The 19,751-nt window shown below is 75.9% G+C and carries 4 protein-coding genes; 3 read left to right on the top strand and 1 reads right to left on the bottom strand.

The window, feature by feature from the left end; all coding sequences use genetic code 11:
• Positions 1-10: 10 nt before the first annotated feature.
• Positions 11-16,714, bottom strand: a complete 16,704-nt coding sequence (locus AB0D44_RS30770; RefSeq protein ID WP_362597012.1) for a type I polyketide synthase — start codon at positions 16,712-16,714, stop codon at positions 11-13.
• A 321-nt stretch (positions 16,715-17,035) separates the two neighbouring features.
• On the opposite strand from AB0D44_RS30770, the gene AB0D44_RS30765 reads away from it, so the two are divergent.
• From AB0D44_RS30765 to AB0D44_RS30755, 3 genes are read left to right on the top strand one after another with little or no spacing between them, the layout of a single operon-like run.
• Positions 17,036-18,595 carry an acyl-CoA carboxylase subunit beta gene (locus tag AB0D44_RS30765; RefSeq protein ID WP_362597009.1) on the top strand — a complete coding sequence of 520 codons (1,560 nt, stop codon included), beginning with the start codon at positions 17,036-17,038 and terminating at the stop codon, positions 18,593-18,595.
• Between the two features lie 41 nt (positions 18,596-18,636).
• Positions 18,637-18,837, top strand: a complete 201-nt coding sequence (locus AB0D44_RS30760) for an acyl-CoA carboxylase epsilon subunit (RefSeq protein ID WP_362597006.1) — start codon at positions 18,637-18,639, stop codon at positions 18,835-18,837.
• Positions 18,838-18,865: 28 nt separating this feature from the next.
• Positions 18,866-19,624, top strand: a complete 759-nt coding sequence (locus AB0D44_RS30755; protein ID WP_362597004.1) for an alpha/beta fold hydrolase — start codon at positions 18,866-18,868, stop codon at positions 19,622-19,624.
• The last annotated feature ends 127 nt before the right edge of the window (positions 19,625-19,751 follow it).

Raw genomic sequence — 19,751 nt, 5'->3', positions numbered from 1 at the left:
GATCAGGGGATCAGCTGAGTTCGCCGCCGGTCAGGGCGGCGCGTACGAGGTCGTCCACGTCCATCTCCTCGATGGCCGTTCCCCGGGGCGCCTGGTCGGCGCTCGCCCCGGCAGGGGCGGTCTGCGCCGGGCCGCTCTGCGCGAGGCCCAGCAGGGCGTCGAGGAGACCCGACGCGCGCAGGCGTGCGGCCGGGATCGACAGCAGGGCCCGCCTGATGCCGTCGTCGTCGAGCGGGTCTCCCGCCGCGCCGGTGTCCGGCTCGGGCTGCGGCTCGGGCTCCAGTTCCTCCCGCAGGAACCCGGCGAGGGCGGCCGCGTTGGGGTGGTCGAACATCAGCGTGGCGGGCAGCCGCAGGCCGGTCGCCTTCTGGAGCCGGTTGCGCAGTTCGATGGCCCCGAGGGAGTCCAGGCCGAGCTCGGTGAAGCCCCGGTCGGCCGCCACCCCCGCCGGGTCGCCGTGGCCGAGTACGGCGGCCGCGTGGCCCCGTACCAGTTCCTCCAGGTAGCGGATCCGCTCCGGCCCGGCGGTCAGCCCGGCCAGCTTGCGCCGGACCAGGGAGCCGCCGCTGTCACCGGCGTCCGCGGAGCCCGGGGCCGGGACGGTGGTGGGCCTGGTGGCCTTGCGGTCGGGCGCTGCCAGCGCCCGCAGCAGGGCCGGGATCTGATCCGCCCGCTCGCGCAGGGCGGCCCGGTCGAGCCGGACCGGGGCGAGCAGGGCCTCGTCCCGGGCCAGCGCCGCGTCGAACAGGGCCAGTCCGTCGTCGAAGGACAGCTCCAGCACCCCGGAGCGGCCCATGCGCCGCAGGTCGGCCTCGGTGAGTTCCGGGCCCTCGCCGACCGTGCCCTCCCACAGGCCCCAGGCCAGCGAGGTGGCGGCGAGGCCGGCGGCACGGCGTTCGGCGGCCAGGGCGTCGAGGAAGACGTTCGCCGCCGCGTAGGTGGCCTGTCCGGCGGACAGGATCTGGCCGCCCGCCGAGGAGTACAGCACGAAGGCGGCCAGGCCGAGGTCCCGGGTCAGCTCGTGCAGGTGCCAGGCGGCGTCCACCTTGGGCCGCAGGACCCGGCTGACCTGCTCCTTGGTGACCGCACCGATCAGGGCGTTGTCCATGACTCCGGCCGCGTGCACGACACCCGTCAGCGGGTGCGCGGCCGGGATCTCGTCGAGCACGGCCGCGAGGGCGTACCGGTCGGCGGCGTCGACCGCGACGATCCGTACGGTGGCGCCCGACGCGACGAGTTCCGCGCGGAGTTCCTCGGCTCCCGGGGCCTGCGCGCCGCGCCGGCTGGTCAGGACGAGATGGCGTATGCCGTGCGCGGCGACCAGGTGCCTGGCGAGCACCCCGCCCAGCAGGCCGGTACCGCCGGTGATCAGTACGGTGCCGTCCGGGGCCCACTGCGGGGCGGTGACCTTCCCGGCGGAGTCCCCGCGGGTGTACCTGCCGGTGTCCCCGCGGGTGTCCCCGGCGTCGGCGTCGGCGTAGCGGGGTACGAGGATCCGGCCGGCCCGGAGGGCGATCTCGGTCTCCGCGGTGGCGACGGCCGCGGGCAGCGCCGTCACCGACTCCTGCGCCTCGTCCAGGTCGACGACGGTGAAGCGGCCCGGGTTCTCGGCCTGCGCGGCGCGCAGCACGCCCCACAGCGGGGCCTGGACGCAGTCCACGGTGTCCGCGGGGTCGACGGACACGGCGTTGCGGGTGACGAGGACCAGGTGGGAGTCGGCGAAGCGGTCGTCGGCCAGCCACTGCCCGAGCCCCTCGAGGAGCCGGCCGACGGAGGTGCGGACCTGCTCGGGCACGCCCCCGGTGGTGCCGAAGACCTCGCAGACGTCGGAGACGTCGGGCGCGGTGAGCACGACCGTGCCCGGCACCTGCGCTGCCGGGGCGAGGTCGGCGAGCGAGCCGACCGTCCGCAGGCCGGGCAGCGCGGACCCCACGACCACCCAGTCCTCGACGGACACCGCCCCGCCGGACACCGCCCCGCCGGACACCCCCTCGCCGAACGGTTCGCCGATCGGCTCGCGCGGCTGCCAGTCGACGCGGAACAGGTCGGCGCCCCGGCCGCCGCCGCCCGCCAGTTGCTCGGCGGACACCTCGCGCACCACCAGCGACCCGACCGTGGCCACGGGCTCGCCGGTCGGCGCGGTGATGCGCAGGGCGACGGCGTCGGGGCCGGGCTTGGTCAGCCGCACGCGCAGGGCGGCGGCGCCCGAGGCGTGCAGGGTGACGCCGTTCCACACGAAGGGCAGGGCGGCCCGGACGGGTCCGTCGCCGTCCCCGTCGAAGATGCGCTCCGCGTGCAGGGCCGCGTCCAGCAGCGCGGGGTGCAGGGCGAAGCCGGCGGCCCCGCTCCGGGCCTGGTCGGGCAGGGTGATCTCGGCGTACAGCTCGTCGCCGCGCCGCCAGGCGGCCGTGAGGCCCTGGAACACCGGCCCGTATCCGTACCCGAGGCCGGCGAGGTCCTCGTACATCCCGCTCACGTCGACCGGCCGGGCGCCGGCCGGGGGCCACGCCTCCAGATCGGCTTCGGGGGCGGCGGGCTCGGGGGCGAGGACACCGCGGGCGTTGCGGGTCCACGGGGTGTCGGGGTCGAGGTCCTCCGCGCGCGAGTAGAGGGTGACGTCGCGGCGCCCCGACCCGTCCGCCTCGCCCACGACGACCTGGACGGCGACTCCGGTGTTCCCCGGCAGCAGCAGCGGGGTCTCCTGGGTGAGCTCCTCCAGCTGGCCGCAGCCCGCCTCGTGTCCGGCGCGGAGCGCCATGTCGACGTACGCGGTACCGGGGAGCAGGACGCTGCCGTGTACGGCGTGGTCGGCGAGCCAGGGGTGGGTGGGGACGGAGATCCGGCCGGTGAGGACGGGGGCGCCGGTCTCGGGGGAGACGACGACCGCGCTGAGCAGCGGGTGCCCGGCGGGCTGCTGGCCCAGTCCGGCGGCGTCACCGACGGCGGCGGGGGCGTCGAGCCAGTAGCGGGTGCGCAGGAAGGGGTAGGTGGGCAGGTCGATCCGGCGGCGGGGGCCGGTCCCGGCGAAGAAGGCCTGCCAGTCGACGGGAGCGCCGTGGACGTGGAGCCGTGCGAGGGCGGCGAGCAGGGTCTGCGCCTCGGGCCGGTTCTTCCGCAGGCCGGCGACGAGTACGGCGTCATCGACGCTCTGCGCGGCCAGCCCGGTCAGGATGCCGTCGGGCCCGATCTCCAGGAAGCGGGTCACGCCCTGCTGTTCCAGGCAGCGCACGGCGTCGGCGAAGCGGACGGCCTCGCGGACCTGGCCGACCCAGTACTCGGGAGACTGCCACGCCTCGGACACCTCACCCGTCACGGTGGACACCACGGGGATGCGCGGCTGGCTGAACCTCAACTCCTCCGCCACCGCCCGGAGCTCGTCCAGCATCGGGTCCATCAGGGCGGAGTGGAACGCGTGCGAGACGGCGAGTCGGCTGGTCTTGCGGCCGGCCGCCGCGAAGTGCTCGCCCACGGCCAGGACGGCCGCCTCGACACCGGACACCACGACCGACTGCGGCCCGTTGACGGCCGCGATGCCCGCTCCCTCGCCGAGCAGCGGCAGCACCTCGTCCTCCGTCGCCTGGACGGCGAGCATCGCGCCACCCGCAGGCAGCGCCTGCATCAGACGGCCGCGGGCCACCACCAGCCGCGCCGCGTCCGCCAGGGACAGCACCCCCACCGCGTGCGCGGCGGCGAGCTCGCCGATCGAATGCCCGGCCACCACGTCGGGCCGTACGCCCCAGGTCTCCACCAGCCGGAACAAGGCGACTTCCAGCGCGAACAGCGCCGGCTGGGTGAGCGCGGTCGCGTTCAGCGCCTGCGCGTCCCCGCCCCACACCACCTCCCGCAGCGACCGGCCCAACAGCGGATCGACCTCCGCGCACACCGTGTCGAAGGCCGCCGCGAACACCGGGAACGCGGCGTACAACTCGCGCCCCATGGCGAGCCGTTGGGCGCCCTGTCCGGTGAACAGGAAAGCCGTCCGGCCACCGGACCGGGCGGAGCCCCGTACGGCGTCGCCCTCCCCCTCGACGCCCTCGCGCAAGGCCTCGAGCCCGCTCAGCGCACTCGGTGTGTCGGCGGCCAGGACGACTGCGCGGTGTTCCAGCGCCGCCCGGCCCGTGGCCAGGCTGTGGGCGACGTCGCCGAGGTCCGTTCCGGGGTCGGCGAGCAGGCGGGCGTGGAGCTCCCGCGCCTGGCGCGCCGGGCCGTCCGCGTCGGAGCCGGACAGCAGCAGCGGCCACACCTCGGGGGCGGGGGTGGGGACGGGTGCCGGGTTCTCGGCCGGCTGCGGCGCTTCCTCGACGATCAGGTGGGCGTTGGTGCCGCTCAGCCCGAACGAGGAGACGGTGGCGCGGCGCGGCCGGTCGGCGCGCCGCGGCCAGGGCCTGGCCTCGGTGAGCAGCCGGACGTTCCCGGCCGTCCAGTCGACCTCGGGTGAGGGCTCGTCCACGTGGAGGGTCCTCGGCATGAGGCCGTTGCGCAGGGCCATCACGGACTTGATGACACCGCTCACGCCGGCCGCGGCCTGGGCGTGGCCGATGTTGGACTTGATGGAGCCCAGCCACACCGGGTCTTCGGCGGGCCGTCCGCGGCCGTACGTGGCGAGCAGGGCCTGGGCCTCGATCGGGTCGCCGAGCCGGGTGCCCGTGCCGTGGCCCTCGACGAGGTCCACGTCGGAGGTGGTGAGGCCGCAGGTGTCCAGGGCGCGTTGGATGACGCGCTGCTGGGAGGGGCCGTTGGGGGCGGTCAGTCCGTTGCTGGCGCCGTCCTGGTTGATCGCGGAGCCGCGGATCACGGCGAGGACCTCGTGTCCCAGGCGCTGTGCGTCGCAGAGCCGTTCGACGAGCAGCAGGCCGACGCCCTCCGCCCAGCCCGTGCCGTCCGCGCCGCCCGCGAAGGCCTTGCACCGGCCGTCGGCGGACAGGCCGCGCTGCTGGGCGAACTCGACGTAGATCTCGGGCGTGGACATCACCGTCACACCGCCGGCGAGCGCCATGGCGACCTCGCCGCGGCGCAGCGCCTGGCAGGCCATGTGGAGGGCGACGAGCGAGGAGGAGCACGCGGTGTCCACGCTGACGGCGGGGCCTTCGAGGCCGAGGGTGTAGGCGACGCGGCCGGTGAGGATGGAGGCCGCGGTGCCGTTGCCGAGGTAGCCGGCGACGTCGTCGGGGATGTGCTGGAGGCGGGTGCCGTAGTCGTGGTACATCACGCCGGCGTAGACGCCGGTCTGGCTGCCGCGCATGGTCGTGGGGTCGATTCCGGCGCGTTCGAAGGCCTCCCAGGCCGCCTGGAGCAGGAGCCGCTGCTGCGGGTCCATGGCGATGGCCTCGCGGGGGCTGATGCCGAAGAAGGCCGGGTCGAACTCGGCGGCGTCGTAGAGGAATCCTCCTTCGCGGGCGTACGTCTTGCCGTGCACGCCGGGCTCCGGGTCGTAGAGGGCGTCGGTGTCCCAGCCGCGGTCGGCGGGGAACCCGGCGATGGCGTCGCGTCCTTCGGCGACGAGCTCCCACAGGTCCTCGGCGGAGCGCACGCCGCCGGGGAAGCGGCAGCTGATGCCGACGATGGCGATCGGTTCGTCGTCGGAGAGGCCTGCGGGGGCCGCGGGCCGTTCGGGTGCCTCGTGCGGTTGTCCGCCGCCGAGCTCGCCGTCGAGGTGGTCGGCGATGGCGCGGGCGGTCGGGTAGTCGAAGACGAGGGTGACGGGCAGGCGCAGTCCGGTGGCGCTGTTCAGGGCGTTGCGCAGTTCGACGGCGGCGAGGGAGTCGAAGCCCAGTTCCTTGAAGGCGCGGTCCGGTCCGACGCTGTCCGCCGAGGCGTGGCCGAGGACCGACGCGACCTGGGCGGCGACCAGGTCGAGGAGGGCCCGGCGGCGTTCGGTGGCGCCGAGTGCAGCCAGGCTGCGGGCGAGGCCGTCGCCGGCGGGTGCGGTGTTCGCCGCGCTGCGGCGGGTGGCGGGCCGGCCTGCGGCCGCGGCGGCGCGCAGCAGCGGCGGGAGGTCGTCGCCGCGGGCGTACAGGGCGGCGGGGTCGACCTGGAGGGGGGCGAGCAGGGCGCGGCGGGTGCGCAGGGCCTCGTCGAAGAGGGTGAGGCCGCGGTCGGCGGGGAGGGCGGGCAGGCCGAGCCGGTTCATCTTCTCGACGTCGGCGTCGGTGAGTTCGCCGCCGAGGCCGGTGTTGACCGCCCACAGTCCGTACGCGAGGGAGGTGGCGGGCAGGCCGGCCGCTCGCCGGTGGGCGGCGAGCGCGTCCAGGAAGACGTTCGCCGCGGCGTAGTTGCCCTGTCCGGCGGGCAGGACGAGCCCGCCGGCCGAGGAGAACATCACGAAGGCGGCGAGGTCGAGGTCTGCGGTCAGTTCGTGCAGGTGCCAGGCGGCGTCCGCCTTGGGCCGCAGGACGGTGTCCAGGCGTTGGGGGGTGAGCGTGCCGGTCAGGCCGGGGTCGACGACGCCGGCCGCGTGGACGACTCCGGTGAGCGGGTGTGCGTCGGGGATCGAGTGGAGGAGGGCGGCCAGGTCGGTGCGGTCGGCCGCGTCGCAGGCGGCGACGCGCACGTCCTGGGCTCCGGCCTCGAGGAGCCGTTCGCGCAGTGCGGCGGCGCCGGGGGCCTGGGGGCCCCGGCGGCTGGTGAGCAGCAGGTGGCGTACGCCGTGCCGGGCGACGAGGTGGTGGGCGAGGCGGGCGCCGAGTCCGCCGGTGCCGCCGGTGATGAGGACGGTGCCGTCGCCGTTCCAGGGGGCGTCCGCCTCGGGGACGGGCGTCGGCAGCAGTCGCGGGACGAGGAACCGGCCGCCGCGCAGCGCGAGTTCGGGCTCGTCGTGGGCCAGCGCGGCGGCTGCGACGGCGGGGAAGTCGGCCGGATCGGTGTCCGGGTCGGTGTCGAGCAGGACGATCCGGCCGGGGTTCTCGGCCTGGGCGGCCCGGACGATGCCCCATACGGGGGCCTGGGTGAGGTCGGGTGCGGTGTCGCCGCTGGTGGCGACGGCGCCGCGGGTGACGACGACCAGGGTGGTGAACTCGAAGCGCTCGTCCGTCAGCCAGGACTGCAGCAGGCCGAGGACGTACGAGGTGACCGTGCGCGTGGCTTCGAGCACGGGCCGGCGCACCGGGGTGGGGCAGCAGGCCAGTACGACGGCGGAGGGGTCGCCGAGGATGGCCAGCCCGTACTCGTCGAGCACGACGAGGGAGGAGGAGCCGGCGGGTTCGGCCGGCTCGGGGAGCGGGGTCCACTCGATGTGGTGCAGGGCGTCGGAGAGCGGGCCGGCGGCCGGTTCCAGCTGGTCGGCGGAGACGGGCCGGCAGATCAGCGAGGCCACGGTCATCACGGGGCTGCCCGTCTCGTCGGCGACGACCATCGCCGATTCCTCGGCGCCGCGGATCCGGCGTACGTACACGCGCAGGGCCGCGGCCCCGGTCGCGTGCAGGCTGACCCCGCTCCAGGCGAAGGGCAGCAGCGCCTCGGTGCCGCCCTCGCCCTGGTCGACGAGGACGTCCACGTGCATGGCGGTGTCCAGGAGCGCCGGGTGCAGTCCGTAGCCGGCGGCTTCGCCGCGCACCGCGTCGGGCAGGGCGACCTCGGCGAAGAGCTCGTCGCCGCGCCGCCAGGCCGCCGTGAGGCCCTGGAAGGCGGGCCCGTAGCCGTATCCGCGCCCGCGCAGACGCTCGTACGCCCCGGCCACCTCGACGGGTGTGGCGCCGGGCGGCGGCCACTGGGTGAGGTCGGCCTCGACGTGCGGGGGCGTGCCGGTGGCGAGGAAGCCGGTGGCGTGGCGGGTCCATGCGCCCTCGGGGGCGCCGTCCGGACGTGAGTGGATGTGCAGGGGGCGCCGGCCGGAGGCGTCGGGGGCTGCGGCGGTGACGCGCAGGGCGGCGCCCCCGCCGGCGGGCAGGACGAGCGGCGCTTCGAGGGTCAGTTCCTCCAGGAGGTCGCAGCCGACCTGGTCGCCGAGGCGGACGGCGAGTTCGACGAAGCCGGTGCCGGGGAGCAGGACGGCTCCGTGCACGGCGTGGTCGGCGATCCAGGGCTGCCCGGCGGCCGAGAGCCGGCCGGTCAGGACGGTGGAACCGGACTCGGGCGCCACGACGACCGCGCCGAGGAGGGGGTGTTCGACGGCGTCGAGGCCGGCCGAGCCGAGGTTCGCGGTGGCGGCGGGTACGTCGAGCCAGTAGCGCTCGCGCTGGAAGGCGTAGGTGGGCAGGTCGACGAGGGTGCCGGGGCGGGGCCGGGCCGGGCCGCCGAGGACGGCGGGCCAGTCGACGGCGCTGCCGTGCGCCCAGGCCGAGCCGATGCCGGTGATCGCCTCGCGGGCCTCTTCGCGGTCGCGGCGCAGCAGGGGGACGAAGGCGCTGTCCTCCTGGGTGGCCGAGCCCGCGCCGAGCGCGGTGAGCACGGCGTCGGGGCCGATCTCGACGAAGGTGCGCACGCCCAGTTCCTCGGCGCGGCGCACCGCATCGGCGAAGCGGACGGGCTCGCGGACCTGGCGGGCCCAGTAGCCGGGTGACTGCCACGGTGCGGAGGTGTCGCCGGTAACGGTGGAGACGAGGGGAATGCGCGGTTCGCTGAAGGTCAACCGGGCAGCCACGGCGGCGAGTTCGTCGAGCATGGGTTCCATCAGCGCGGAGTGGAAGGCGTGCGAGACGGAGAGGCGGCTGGTCTTGCGGCCGGCGGCGGCGAAGTGCCCGCCCACCGCGAGGACGGCCGCCTCCGTGCCGGACACCACCACCGAGTGGGGCCCGTTGACGGCCGCGATGCCCACCCCTTCGGTGAGCAGCGGCAGGACTTCCTCCTCCGTCGCCCGGACGGCGACCATCGCGCCGCCGGCGGGCAGGGCCTGCATCAGCCGGCCGCGGGCGACGACGAGCTCCGCCGCGTCGGCGAGGGTCAGGATGCCGGCGGCGTGCGCGGCGGCCAGCTCGCCGATCGAGTGGCCGGCGACCACGTCGGGCCGCAGGCCCCAGGACTCGGCCAGTCGGAACAGGGCGACTTCCAGCGCGAACAGGGCGGGCTGGGCCAGGGCGGTGGCGTTCAGTGCGTCCGGGTCCTCGCCCCACACCACCGCGCGCAGCGGCTGCCCGAGGTGCCGGTCGGTCTCCGCGCACGCGGCGTCGAAGGCGGCGGCGAAGACGGGGAAGGCGGCGTACAGCTCCCGGCCCATGCCCAGCCGCTGGGCCCCCTGGCCGGTGAAGAGGAAAGCGGTCTTGGCGTCCTGGGCCACCGCGGCGCCCGCGAGCAGCTCCAGCGCGCGGGAGAGCTCCGCCCGGTCGGCGCCCAGGGCCACGGCGCGGTGCTCCAGTGCGGCCCGTCCGGTGGCCAGGACGTGGGCGGCGGGGGCCAGTTCCCCGTCGGAGAGCCGGTCCAGGCGTGCGCGGAGCCGGTCGGCCTGGGCGCGCAGGGCCTGGGGCGTGGCGCCCGAGACGGGCCAGGGGACGAGGGGGAGTCCGGCTCCCGGCGGGACCTCGACGGCAGCGCCCGCTTCCGCTTCCGCCTCCGTCTCCGGAGCCTGCTCGATGATCACGTGGGCGTTGGTGCCGCTGATCCCGAAGGAGGACACCCCGGCCCGCCGCACCCCAGTGGGGGCGACGGCCCATTCCCGCGCCTCGGTGAGCAGTTCCACCTCGCCCGCCGACCAGTCCACCTGGTCGGACGGGGTGTCGGCGTGCAGCGTGCGCGGCAGCACGCCGTGGTGCATGGCCAGCACCATCTTGATGACGCCCGCGACACCGGCCGCGGCCTGGGTGTGGCCCATGTTCGACTTGACGGAGCCCAGCCACAGCGGCCGGCCGTCGGGGCGTTCCTGTCCGTAGGTCTCCAGCAGGGCCTGCGCCTCGATCGGGTCGCCCAGCCGGGTGCCCGTGCCGTGCGCCTCCACCACGTCGACGTCGGCGGCCGTCAGCCCGGCGTCCGCGAGGGCCTGGCGGATCACCCGCTGCTGCGCGGGGCCGTTGGGGGCGGTCAGGCCGTTGGAGGCGCCGTCCTGGTTCAGCGCCGAGCCGCGTACGACGGCCAGCACCCGGTGCCCGTTGCGCCGCGCGTCCGAGAGCCGCTCCAGCAGCAGGACGCCCGCTCCCTCGCCCCAGCCCGTACCGTCCGCGCCCGCGCCGAACGACTTGCACCGGCCGTCGGAGGCGAGGCCGCGCTGCCGGCTCATGTCGAGGAACGTGTCCGGGGTGGACATGATCGTCACGCCGCCCGCGAGGGCCAGCGAGCACTCCCCGGCGCGCAGCGAGCGGGCGGCCATGTGCAGGGCCACCAGGGAGGAGGAGCAGGCGGTGTCCACGCTGATCGCCGGGCCTTCGAGGCCCAGGGCGTAGGCGACGCGGCCGGAGACCACGCTCGCCAGGCTGCCGTTGCCGTGGTAGCCGGCCACGTCCTCGGGGAGCGGGCCGAGCCGCAGCCCCCAGTCGTGGTACATCACCCCGGCGAAGACGCCGGTGCTGCTGCCCTTGACGGACCGCGGGTCGATCCCGGCGCGTTCGAAGGTCTCCCAGGCGACCTCGAGCAGCAGGCGCTGCTGCGGGTCCATGGCCTGGGCCTCGCGCGGGCTGATCCCGAAGAACGCCGGGTCGAACCGGGCGGCGTCGTAGAGGAATCCGCCCTCGGTGGAGTACGTCTTGCCCGGCTTGCCGATCTCCGGGTCGTAGAGGTCGTCCGCCCACCCGCGGTCGGCGGGGAAGGGGCCGATGGCGTCCGCGCCGTCCGCGACGAGCTGCCACAGCTCCTCGGGGGAGGTCACCGCGCCGGGGTAGCGGCAGGCCATGCCGACGATCACGACCGGGTCGGCGGCGTGGTCGGCGCCGGGGGCCGGGGCGGGGGCGATGGCCGGGGCCTGGGCCGGGGTCCGGTCGTCCGAGCCGACGAGCTTGGCCACCAGGTGCTCGGCCAGCGCGGCCGCCGTCGGGTAGTCGAAGGTCAGGGTGGCGCTGAGGCGCAGCCCGGTCGCGGCGGCGAGCCGGTTGCGCAGTTCGACGGCAGCCAGTGAGTCGAAACCGGTCTCGGTGAACGCCCGGGTCGCGGTGACCTCTTCGGCGCTCTGGTACCCGAGGACGGCCGCGGCCTCGCTGCGGACCAGCCGCAGCACGGTGGCGAGCCGGTCGGCCGCGCCGAGTTCCGCGAGGCTCGCCCCGAGCGGCACGTGGGCACGGGTCGGGGAGCCGGCGGCCGCCCGGCGGGGGGCGGAGGTGCGTACGAGGCCGCGCAGCAGGGTGGGCGTGCCGTCGCCGCGGCTCCGCACGGCCCGGTGGTTGACCCGTACCGGGACCACCGCCGGCTCGGGGCCGGACAGGGCCCGGTCCAGCCGCTCCAGGTTCTCCTCGAAGGTCAGCGAGTCGAGGCCGAGGCGCTCGATACGGGTGAGGGCCGCCGCGTCGAGGGTGGCCCCCATGCCCCCGCCGCCCGCCCACAGGCCCCAGGCCAGCGAGGTGACGACCAGGCCGGACGCCGCGCGGTGGGCGGCCAGGGCGTCCAGGAAGAGGTTGGCGGCGGCGTAGTTGCCCTGGCCGGCGCCGTCCAGGACGGTCGAGGCGGAGGAGAAGAGGACGAAGGCGGTCAGGTCCCGGCCGGCGGTCAGCTCGTGGAGGTTCCAGGCCGCGTCCACCTTGGGCCGCATCACGGTGTCGAGGCGCCGCGGGGTGAGGTCGCCGGTCAGGCCGTCGTCGATGACACCGGCGGCGTGCACCACGGCGCGCAGCGGGTGCGCGGCCGGGATCGCGGCGAGCAGGGCCGCCAGGGCGTCCCGGTCGGCGACGTCGGTGGCGGTGACGGTGGCCTCGGCGCCCGCGGCGGCGAGTTCGTCGACGAGTTCGCGCGCGCCGGGGGCGTCGGGGCCGCGCCTGCTGGTGAGCAGGAGGTGCCGTACGCCGTGCCGCCGGACGAGGTGGCGGGCGAGTGCGGCGCCGACGCCGCCGGTGCCGCCGGTGACCAGGACGGTGCCCTTGTCGTCCCAGGGGGCGGGGCGCTCCTCGTCGGGTGCGGGCACGGCGGCCAGCCGGGGTACGTACGACTGGGATCCGCGCAGGGCCAGTTCGGGTTCACCGGCGGTGAGCGCCCTGCCGAGCGGGGAGGATGTGGACCCGTCGGTGTCGACGAGCAGGAAGCGGCCGGGGTTCTCCGCTTCGGCGGAGCGTACGAGGCCCCAGACGGGGGCCTGGGCGAGGTCGACGTCGGTACCGGGGACGGCGGCGCCGTTGCGGGTGACGACGGCCAGGCGGGAGCCGGCGTAGCGGTCGTCCGCCAGCCAGGTCCGCAGGGCGGCCAGGGCGTCGGCGGCCACCGTCCGGACGGCGACGGTCAGGTCGTCGCCGTCCGGGGTCGGGAGGGTGCGGTACACGACGACGGGCGGCACCGGCCCGTCGCCCGCGTCCGCCGGGCCCGCGAGATGGGCGAGGTCGGCGAGGTCGGCGAGATCCGCGAGTTCGGTGAACCCGGCCTCCCGTTGCGGCAGTTCGAAGGGGTTCCATTGGACGTGCAGCAACGGGTCGGGCCGGTCGCCCGCGAGCTGTTCCCCGGTGACGGCGCGCAGCAGCAGGGAGTCGACGCGGGCCACGGGGGCGCCGTCGGCGTTGGCGACCGTCACCGCGAGCTCCTCGCGGCCGCGCGCGGTGATCCGCACGCGCAGGGCGCCCGCGCCTCCGGCGTGGAGCGTGACCCCGTTCCACGAAAAGGGGATCCAGGTGCCCTCGGGGCGCTCGCCCCCGGCCGCGAGCGCGTGGTCGGCGGGGTGGAGCGCCGCGTCCAGCAGGGCCGGGTGCAGTGCGTAGGCCGCGGCGTCGGCGCGCGTCGGCTGCGGGGGCTCGACCTCGGCGAACACCTCCCCGTCACGCAGCCATGCGGCCCGTACGCCGTGGAAGGCGGGTCCGTAGCCGTAACCCTCGTCCGCCATGTCCTCGTAGAGCGTGCCGACGTCGAGCGGGACGGCTCCCGCCGGGGGCCACGGGCCGGACAGGGCGCCCGTGTCCGCGCCCGGACCGGCGGGGGCGGCGGGGGCGGCCGGGGCGGCCGGGGCGGCCGGGGCCAGGACGCCGGTGGCGTGGCGGACCCACTCCTCCTCGATCCGGGGGTCGGGGTCGTCGAGGTGGTCACCGCGGCCCGCGCCGTCCGGGCGGGAGTAGCACGCGACGGCACGGCGGCCGTCCCCGTCGGGGGCGCCGACCACCACCTGGAGCGCCACCGCGCCCGAGGCGGGCAGGACCAGCGGTGACTGGAGCGTCAGCTCCTCGACCAGCGCGCAGCCGGTCTCCGCGGCTGCGCGCAGGGCGAGTTCCACGAACGCGGTGCCGGGCAGCAGGGTGACGCCGGCGATGGTGTGGTCGGCGATCCACGGGTGCGTGCGCGGCGACAGGCGGCCGGTCAGCACGGTGCCGCCGGCGCCCGCGAGGTCGACGACCGATCCCAGCAGCGGGTGGCGGGCGGGGAGCTGGCCCAGGCCGGACGCGTCGCCGCCGGCCCGCTCCGGTGCGAGCCAGTAGCGCCGGGTGCGGAAGGCGTAGGTGGGCAGGTCGACGCGGCGCGTGCCGCGGCCCGCGTAGACGGCGTCCCAGTCGAGCCGGGCACCGCGGGTGTGGGCGAGGGCGGCGGCCGCCAGCGCCTCGCGGACCTCGTCCTTGCCCGCGCGCAGCACGGGCGCGAAGACGGTGTCGGCCTCGCGTTCCTCGGGCAGGCAGTGCGGTCCGAGCGCGCTGAGGACGCCGTCGGGTCCGAGCTCCAGGAAGGTGCGTACGCCGCCCTGTCCGGAGAGCCAGTCGACGGCGTCGCAGAAGCGGACGGCCTCGCGGACGTGGCCGGTCCAGTAGTCGGGCGAGCGGAGTTCCTCGGAGGTGGCGAGCCGTCCGGTGACGGTGGAGACGATCGGGATGCGCGGGGCGGCGTAGGCGAGGATGCCCGCGACCCGCCGGAACTCGGCGAGCACCGGTTCCATCAGCGGTGAGTGGAAGGCGTGGCTGACCTGGAGCCGCTTGGTCTTGCGGCCCCGGGCGGCGAACCGCTCGGCGAGGGCGAGGACCGCGTGCTCCTCGCCCGACAGGACCAGGGAGTCGGGGCCGTTGACGGCGGCCACGGAGACCTGGGCCCCCGTCCCGGCCCCTGCCCCGGTCCCTGCCCCTGCCCCTGCCCCTGCCCCTGCCCCGCCCTCGAGGAACGGCAGCACCTCCTCCTCGGTGGCCTGGACGGCGACCATCGCGCCGCCCGGGGGCAGTTCCTGCATCAGCCGGCCCCGCGCGCCGACGAGGGTGGCGGCGTCCTCCAGGTTCAGCACGCCCGCGGCGTGCGCGGCCGCGATCTCGCCTATGGAGTGGCCGGCCAGGAAGTCGGGGCGCACGCCCCAGGATTCGAGGAGCCGGAACAGGGCGGTCTCGACCGCGAAGAGGGCGCTCTGCGCGTAGCGCGTCTCGTCGAGGAGCGCGGCGTCCGCGGAGCCCGGTGCGGCGAAGAGGACGTCCCACAGGGAGGTGTCGAGCTGGAGGTCGAGCCAGCCGATGGCGTCGGCGAGGGCGTCCGCGAAGACGGGGTGGGTGTCGTACAGCTGCCGGCCCATGGCCAGGCGCTGGCTGCCCTGGCCGGTGAAGAGGAACGCGAGCTGCCCGCAGGGGACGGTTCCGGTCCGGGTGGCCGGGGTGTGCTCCCCCTCGGCGAGGGCGCGCAGGCCCGCCAGGAGCTCCTCCCGGTCGTCCGCGAGGACGGTGGCACGGTGCTCCAGGGCGGCCCGGCCGGTACCGAGGGAGTGGCCGAGGTCCTCGGGGGAGAGTCCGGGCCGCTCGGCGAGGAACTCCGCGAGCAGCCCGGCCTGCGCCCGCAGGCTTTCGTCGGAGCGCGCCCCGACGGGCACGAGTGCGGGCCGGACCGGCCGCCCGGGGACCCCGTCCGGCAGCCCGGCGCCCCCGTCCGGCAGTCCGGCGTCCCCGTCCGGCACCGCGGGGCCCCCGTCCGGCACCGCGGCGTCCCCGTCCGGGGCTTCGGCTGCGTCCCGGCCGCCGGCCGCGGCCGCGGCCGCCTGGGGGGCGGGTTCGCGCGGCGGCTCCTCGACGATGACGTGCGCGTTGGTCCCGCTGATCCCGAAGCCGGAGACGCCCGCCCGGCGCGGCCGGTCCTCGTCCGCCGGCCACGGCACGGGTTCGGTCAGCAGCCGTACGGTCCCGGCGGACCAGTCGACGTTCCCCGTGGGGGCGTCGACGTGCAGGGTGCGCGGGAGCACGCCGTGCCGCATCGCCATGATCATCTTTATGACGCCGGCCACCCCGGCCGCGGCCTGGGTGTGCCCGAGGTTGGACTTCACCGAGCCGAGCCACAGCGGCCGGTCCCCCGGCCGGTCCTTGCCGTAGGTGGCGATCAGCGCCCGGGCCTCGATCGGGTCGCCCAGGGTGGTCCCGGTGCCGTGCGCCTCGACCGCGTCGACCTGGTCGCCCGACAGTCCGGCATCGGCGAGGGCCTGGAGGATGACCCGCTGCTGCGCGGTGCCGCTGGGGGCGGTGAGCCCGTTGCTGGCCCCGTCCTGGTTGACGGCCGACCCGCGGATGACGGCGAGCACCCGGTGCCCGTTGCGCTGCGCGTCGCCGAGCCGCTCCACCACCAGCAGGCCGACGCCCTCGGCGAAGGAGGTGCCGTCGGCGGCCGCCGCGAAGGCCTTGATCTGCCCGTCCGGGGCGAGCCCGCGCTGCCTGCTGAACTCGGTGAACAGGCCGGGCGTGCTCAGTACGGTGACACCGCCCGCCAGCGCCATGGAGCACTCGCCGCGGCGCAGGGACTGCACGGCCAGGTGCAGGGAGACCAGCGATCCGGAGCAGGCGGTGTCGACGGTGAGCGCCGGACCCTCCAGGCCCAGGGCGTAGGCCACCCGTCCGGAGGTCACGCTGAGCGCGCCACCGGTGACCAGGTAGCCGGTCAGGCTCTCGGGGGCGTCCTGCACCCGCGGCCCGTACTCGGAGGGGCCGGCGCCGATGAACACGCCGGTGCGGCTGCCGCGCAGCGAGGTCGGGTCGATGCCGGTGCGCTCGAGCGCCTCCCAGGCCGTTTCCAGCAGCAGCCGCTGCTGCGGGTCCATGGCGAGGGCCTCGCGCGGGCTGATCCCGAAGAACTCGGCGTCGAACTCGGGGGCGTCGTGCAGGAACCCGCCGGTGCGGGTGTAGCAGGTGCCGGGCACGGCCGGGTCGTCGTCGAACAGTGCGTCGAGGTCCCAGCCGCGGTCGTCGGGGAAGGGGCCGACGGCGGTCGCACCGCGGTCGACGAGGTCCCACAGCTGCTCCGGCGAGCGCACGCCGCCGGGAAAGCGCCCGCCGATACCGACGATGGCGATGGGCTCCGCGCTGAAGGCCGCGGCCGGCGGCTGGGTCGCGGCGGGGCCGGCGGCACGGGGGGCTGCGGGCCCGGCGGGCGCGCCGAGGAGTTCGGTGCGGACGTGAGCCGCCAGCAGCTCGGGGCTGGGGTGGTCGAACGCCGCGGTGACCGGCAGGCTCAGTCCGGTGGCGGCGTTGATCCGGGCGTGCAGGTCGACCAGGGCGATGGAGTCCAGGCCCAGTTCCTTGAAGGAGGTGCCGGTCGGGACCACCGGTTCGGTGTCCGGATGGGCCTTGCGCAGGATGCCGGCGGCCTGTGCGCACACCAGGTCCAGGAGCAGCCTGGACTGCTCGCTCCCGGGAAGTCCGCGCAGCCGGGCGGCCAGTTGGCCGGGGCGGACCTCCGCGCCGGACAGGTCATCAGCGACAGGATCGAAGCCCGCGGACATCTGCACGCTCCCAGCTCGGTATCGATTGCCCCGGGCCGGTTCCGGCCACGGGGTGATCGCACGCTAGGTCGGCCCCGAAGGGGGGCGACACCCCTATCCCCCCGGGTGCCGACCCTGCCCGTGGCCCGCCCCGGGGCTGCGCCGGAAACCGCCGCTGCGCGCCGCACGGGGCGACGTGCCTGCTCGGCGGGGGTGCGGGCGGGCTCCCGCCCGGTCAGGGGGGTGGTCGGTGTTCTCCGCGCGTGCCCCGGACGCCTTCAATGGCACGCACTGCTGCCCAGGGCGCCGCCGTCCGTGCGCCCCGATGGCCGAAGAGACGGGTGGAGCATGACAGTTGCCGATGTCAGTGTCCGAGTGGCCGAACTAGGAGCGATCAAGGAGTCCGTCGGGGCAGGCCCGTCCGCGAGCGCCTCGCAGGCGCAGCACGCCCGCGGCAAGCTGACCGTGCGCGAGCGGCTGGACCTGCTGTTCGATCCGGGCACATTCCGGGAGATAGAGCAGCTGCGCCGGCACCGGGCGACGGGATTCGGCCTGGAGGACCGCAGGCCGCACACCGACGGGGTGGTGACCGGCTGGGGCAAGGTCGACGGCCGCCGGGTGTTCGTGTACGCGCACGACTTCCGGATCTTCGGGGGCTCGCTCGGCGAGGCGCACGCGCAGAAGATCCACAAGGTGATGGACCTCGCGGTGGCGGCCGGCGCCCCGCTGGTCTCGCTCAGCGACGGCGCGGGGGCCCGGATCCAGGAGGGCGTCACCGCGCTCGCCGGGTACGGCGGCATCTTCCGCCGCAACGTGGCCGCGTCCGGGGTGATCCCGCAGATCAGCGTGATGCTGGGGCCGTGCGCAGGCGGGGCGACGTACTCCCCCGCCCTGACGGACTACGTGTTCATGGTGCGCGACATCGCGCAGATGTACATCACCGGCCCGGACGTGGTGCAGGCGGTGACCGGCGAGAGGATCAGCCACAACGACCTGGGCGGCGCGCAGGTCCACTCCTCGGTCTCGGGCGCGAGCGCGTTCCTGTACGACACGGAGGAGGAGTGCCTGGAAGAGGTGCGCCACCTGCTGTCGCTGCTGCCGTCCAACAACCGGGAGCTGCCGCCCGCCGTGGCCGCCACGGACCCGGCCGACCGGCGCACCGACGAGCTGGCGCGGCTGGTGCCGGCCGACCCGAACCGCTCGTACGACATGCGGGCCGTGATCGAGGAGATCGTCGACGACGGCGACCTGTTCGAGGTCCACGCCAACTGGGCGACCAACATCATCTGCGGTCTGGCCCGGCTGGACGGGCACGTGGTGGGCATCGTCGCCAACCAGCCCGCCTCGCTCGCCGGGGTACTGGACATCAACGCCTCGCAAAAGGCGGCGCGTTTCGTCCAGACCTGCGACGCGTTCAGCGTGCCGCTGGTGACCCTGGTGGACGTGCCGGGCTTCCTGCCGGGCAGCGACCAGGAGCACGGCGGTGTCATCCGGCACGGCGCGAAACTGCTGTACGCGTACTGCGCGGCGACCGTGCCCCGCGTGCAGGTGATCCTGCGCAAGGCGTACGGCGGCGCGTACATCGTCATGGACTCCCGCTCCATCGGCGCGGACCTGTCCTTCGCGTGGCCCACCAACGAGATCGCGGTGATGGGCGCGGAGGGCGCCGCCAACGTCGTCTTCCGCCGGGAGATCGCCGCGGCGGACGACCCGGAGGCGGCGCGCGCCCAGCGCGTCAAGCAGTACCGCCAGGAGCTCATGCACCCGTACTACGCCGCCGAGCGGGGTCTGGTCGACGACGTCATCGACCCCGCCACGACCCGGCAGGTGCTGGTGGACGCGCTGGAGGCGCTGCGGGCCAAGCACGTGCCGCTGCCCGAGCGCAAGCACGGCAACCCGCCGTTCTGACCAGGAGCGGCACGCCCCCCTACCGCAGAGGAGCACGCCCGATGAGCGAACGGGCCGAACCACAGCTGAGGATCGTGCGCGGCGCCCCGGACAGCACCGAACTCGCCGCCGTCCTCCTCGTGCTGCTCTCCACCGCCCGGGACCGGGACCGCGCCGGGGAGCTGCCCGCCCCCCGGCCCCGGGCCGCCGCCTGGGGTCCCGCGCGCGGCTGGCGCCCGCCGGGCAGCTGGACCGCCCCGTGAACCGACGACGTAAGGACACCGACCCCTCATGAACGGTACGACCACGCCCGTGCGGACGCCCAGCGCCTGGCTGCGCCGCTTCCACCCCGCCGACCGGGCTCCCGTACGGCTGTTCTGCTTCCCGCACGCGGGCGGATCGGCCAGCTACTACTTCCCGGTGTCCCGGGCGCTGTCGCCGCGGGCCGACGTGGTGGCGGTGCAGTACCCGGGCCGCCAGGACCGCCGCCACGAGGCGTGCGTGGACGACGTACGGACGCTCGCGGACCGGGTGTTCGCGGAGCTGTGGCCCTGGTGCGACCGGCCCGTCGCGCTGTTCGGGCACAGCCTGGGCGCGACCCTGGCCTTCGAGGTGGCGCTGCGGCTGGAGGCGGCCGGCGTGACACCGGCGGCCCTGTTCGCCTCGGGGCGCCGGGCCCCTTCCCGGCACCGCGACGACGAGCGGCTCCATCTGGCCCCGGACGACCGGCTGCTGGCCACGATCAGGCGGATGAGCGGCACGGACCCGGCGGTCCTGGCCGACGACGAGCTGCTGCGGGCGGTGCTCCCGGCCATCCGCGGCGACTACAAGGCCGCGGAGACCTACCGCTACCTCCCGGGCCCGGCCCTGGCCTGCCCGGTCGTGGTGCTCAACGGGGACAGCGACCCGGAGGTGAGCTCGCAGGAGGCGGCCGCCTGGGCCGGCCACACCGAAGGCCCCTGCTCCTTCCACCTGTTCCCCGGCGGCCACTTCTACCTCAACCAGCACGCCGCCGAGGTGATCGGCCTGGTGCGGCAGCAGCTCGCCTGACCCGTGTGACGTCGAAGGGTCCGGCCGCCGTACCGGTTCCCCGGCCAAGGCCCCGGCCGAGCTCGTCGCGCGGCTGCGCGCGGTCAATCCGCTGTAGGCCAGCGGAAGACGGGCGGGCGGCGCTCCA

Source organism: Streptomyces sp. NPDC048349 (genome assembly GCF_040651925.1).
Taxonomy (GTDB): domain Bacteria; phylum Actinomycetota; class Actinomycetes; order Streptomycetales; family Streptomycetaceae; genus Streptomyces.
The sequence above is the reverse complement of the archived record's forward strand: the minus strand, read 5'-3'. Positions and strand labels throughout refer to the sequence as shown.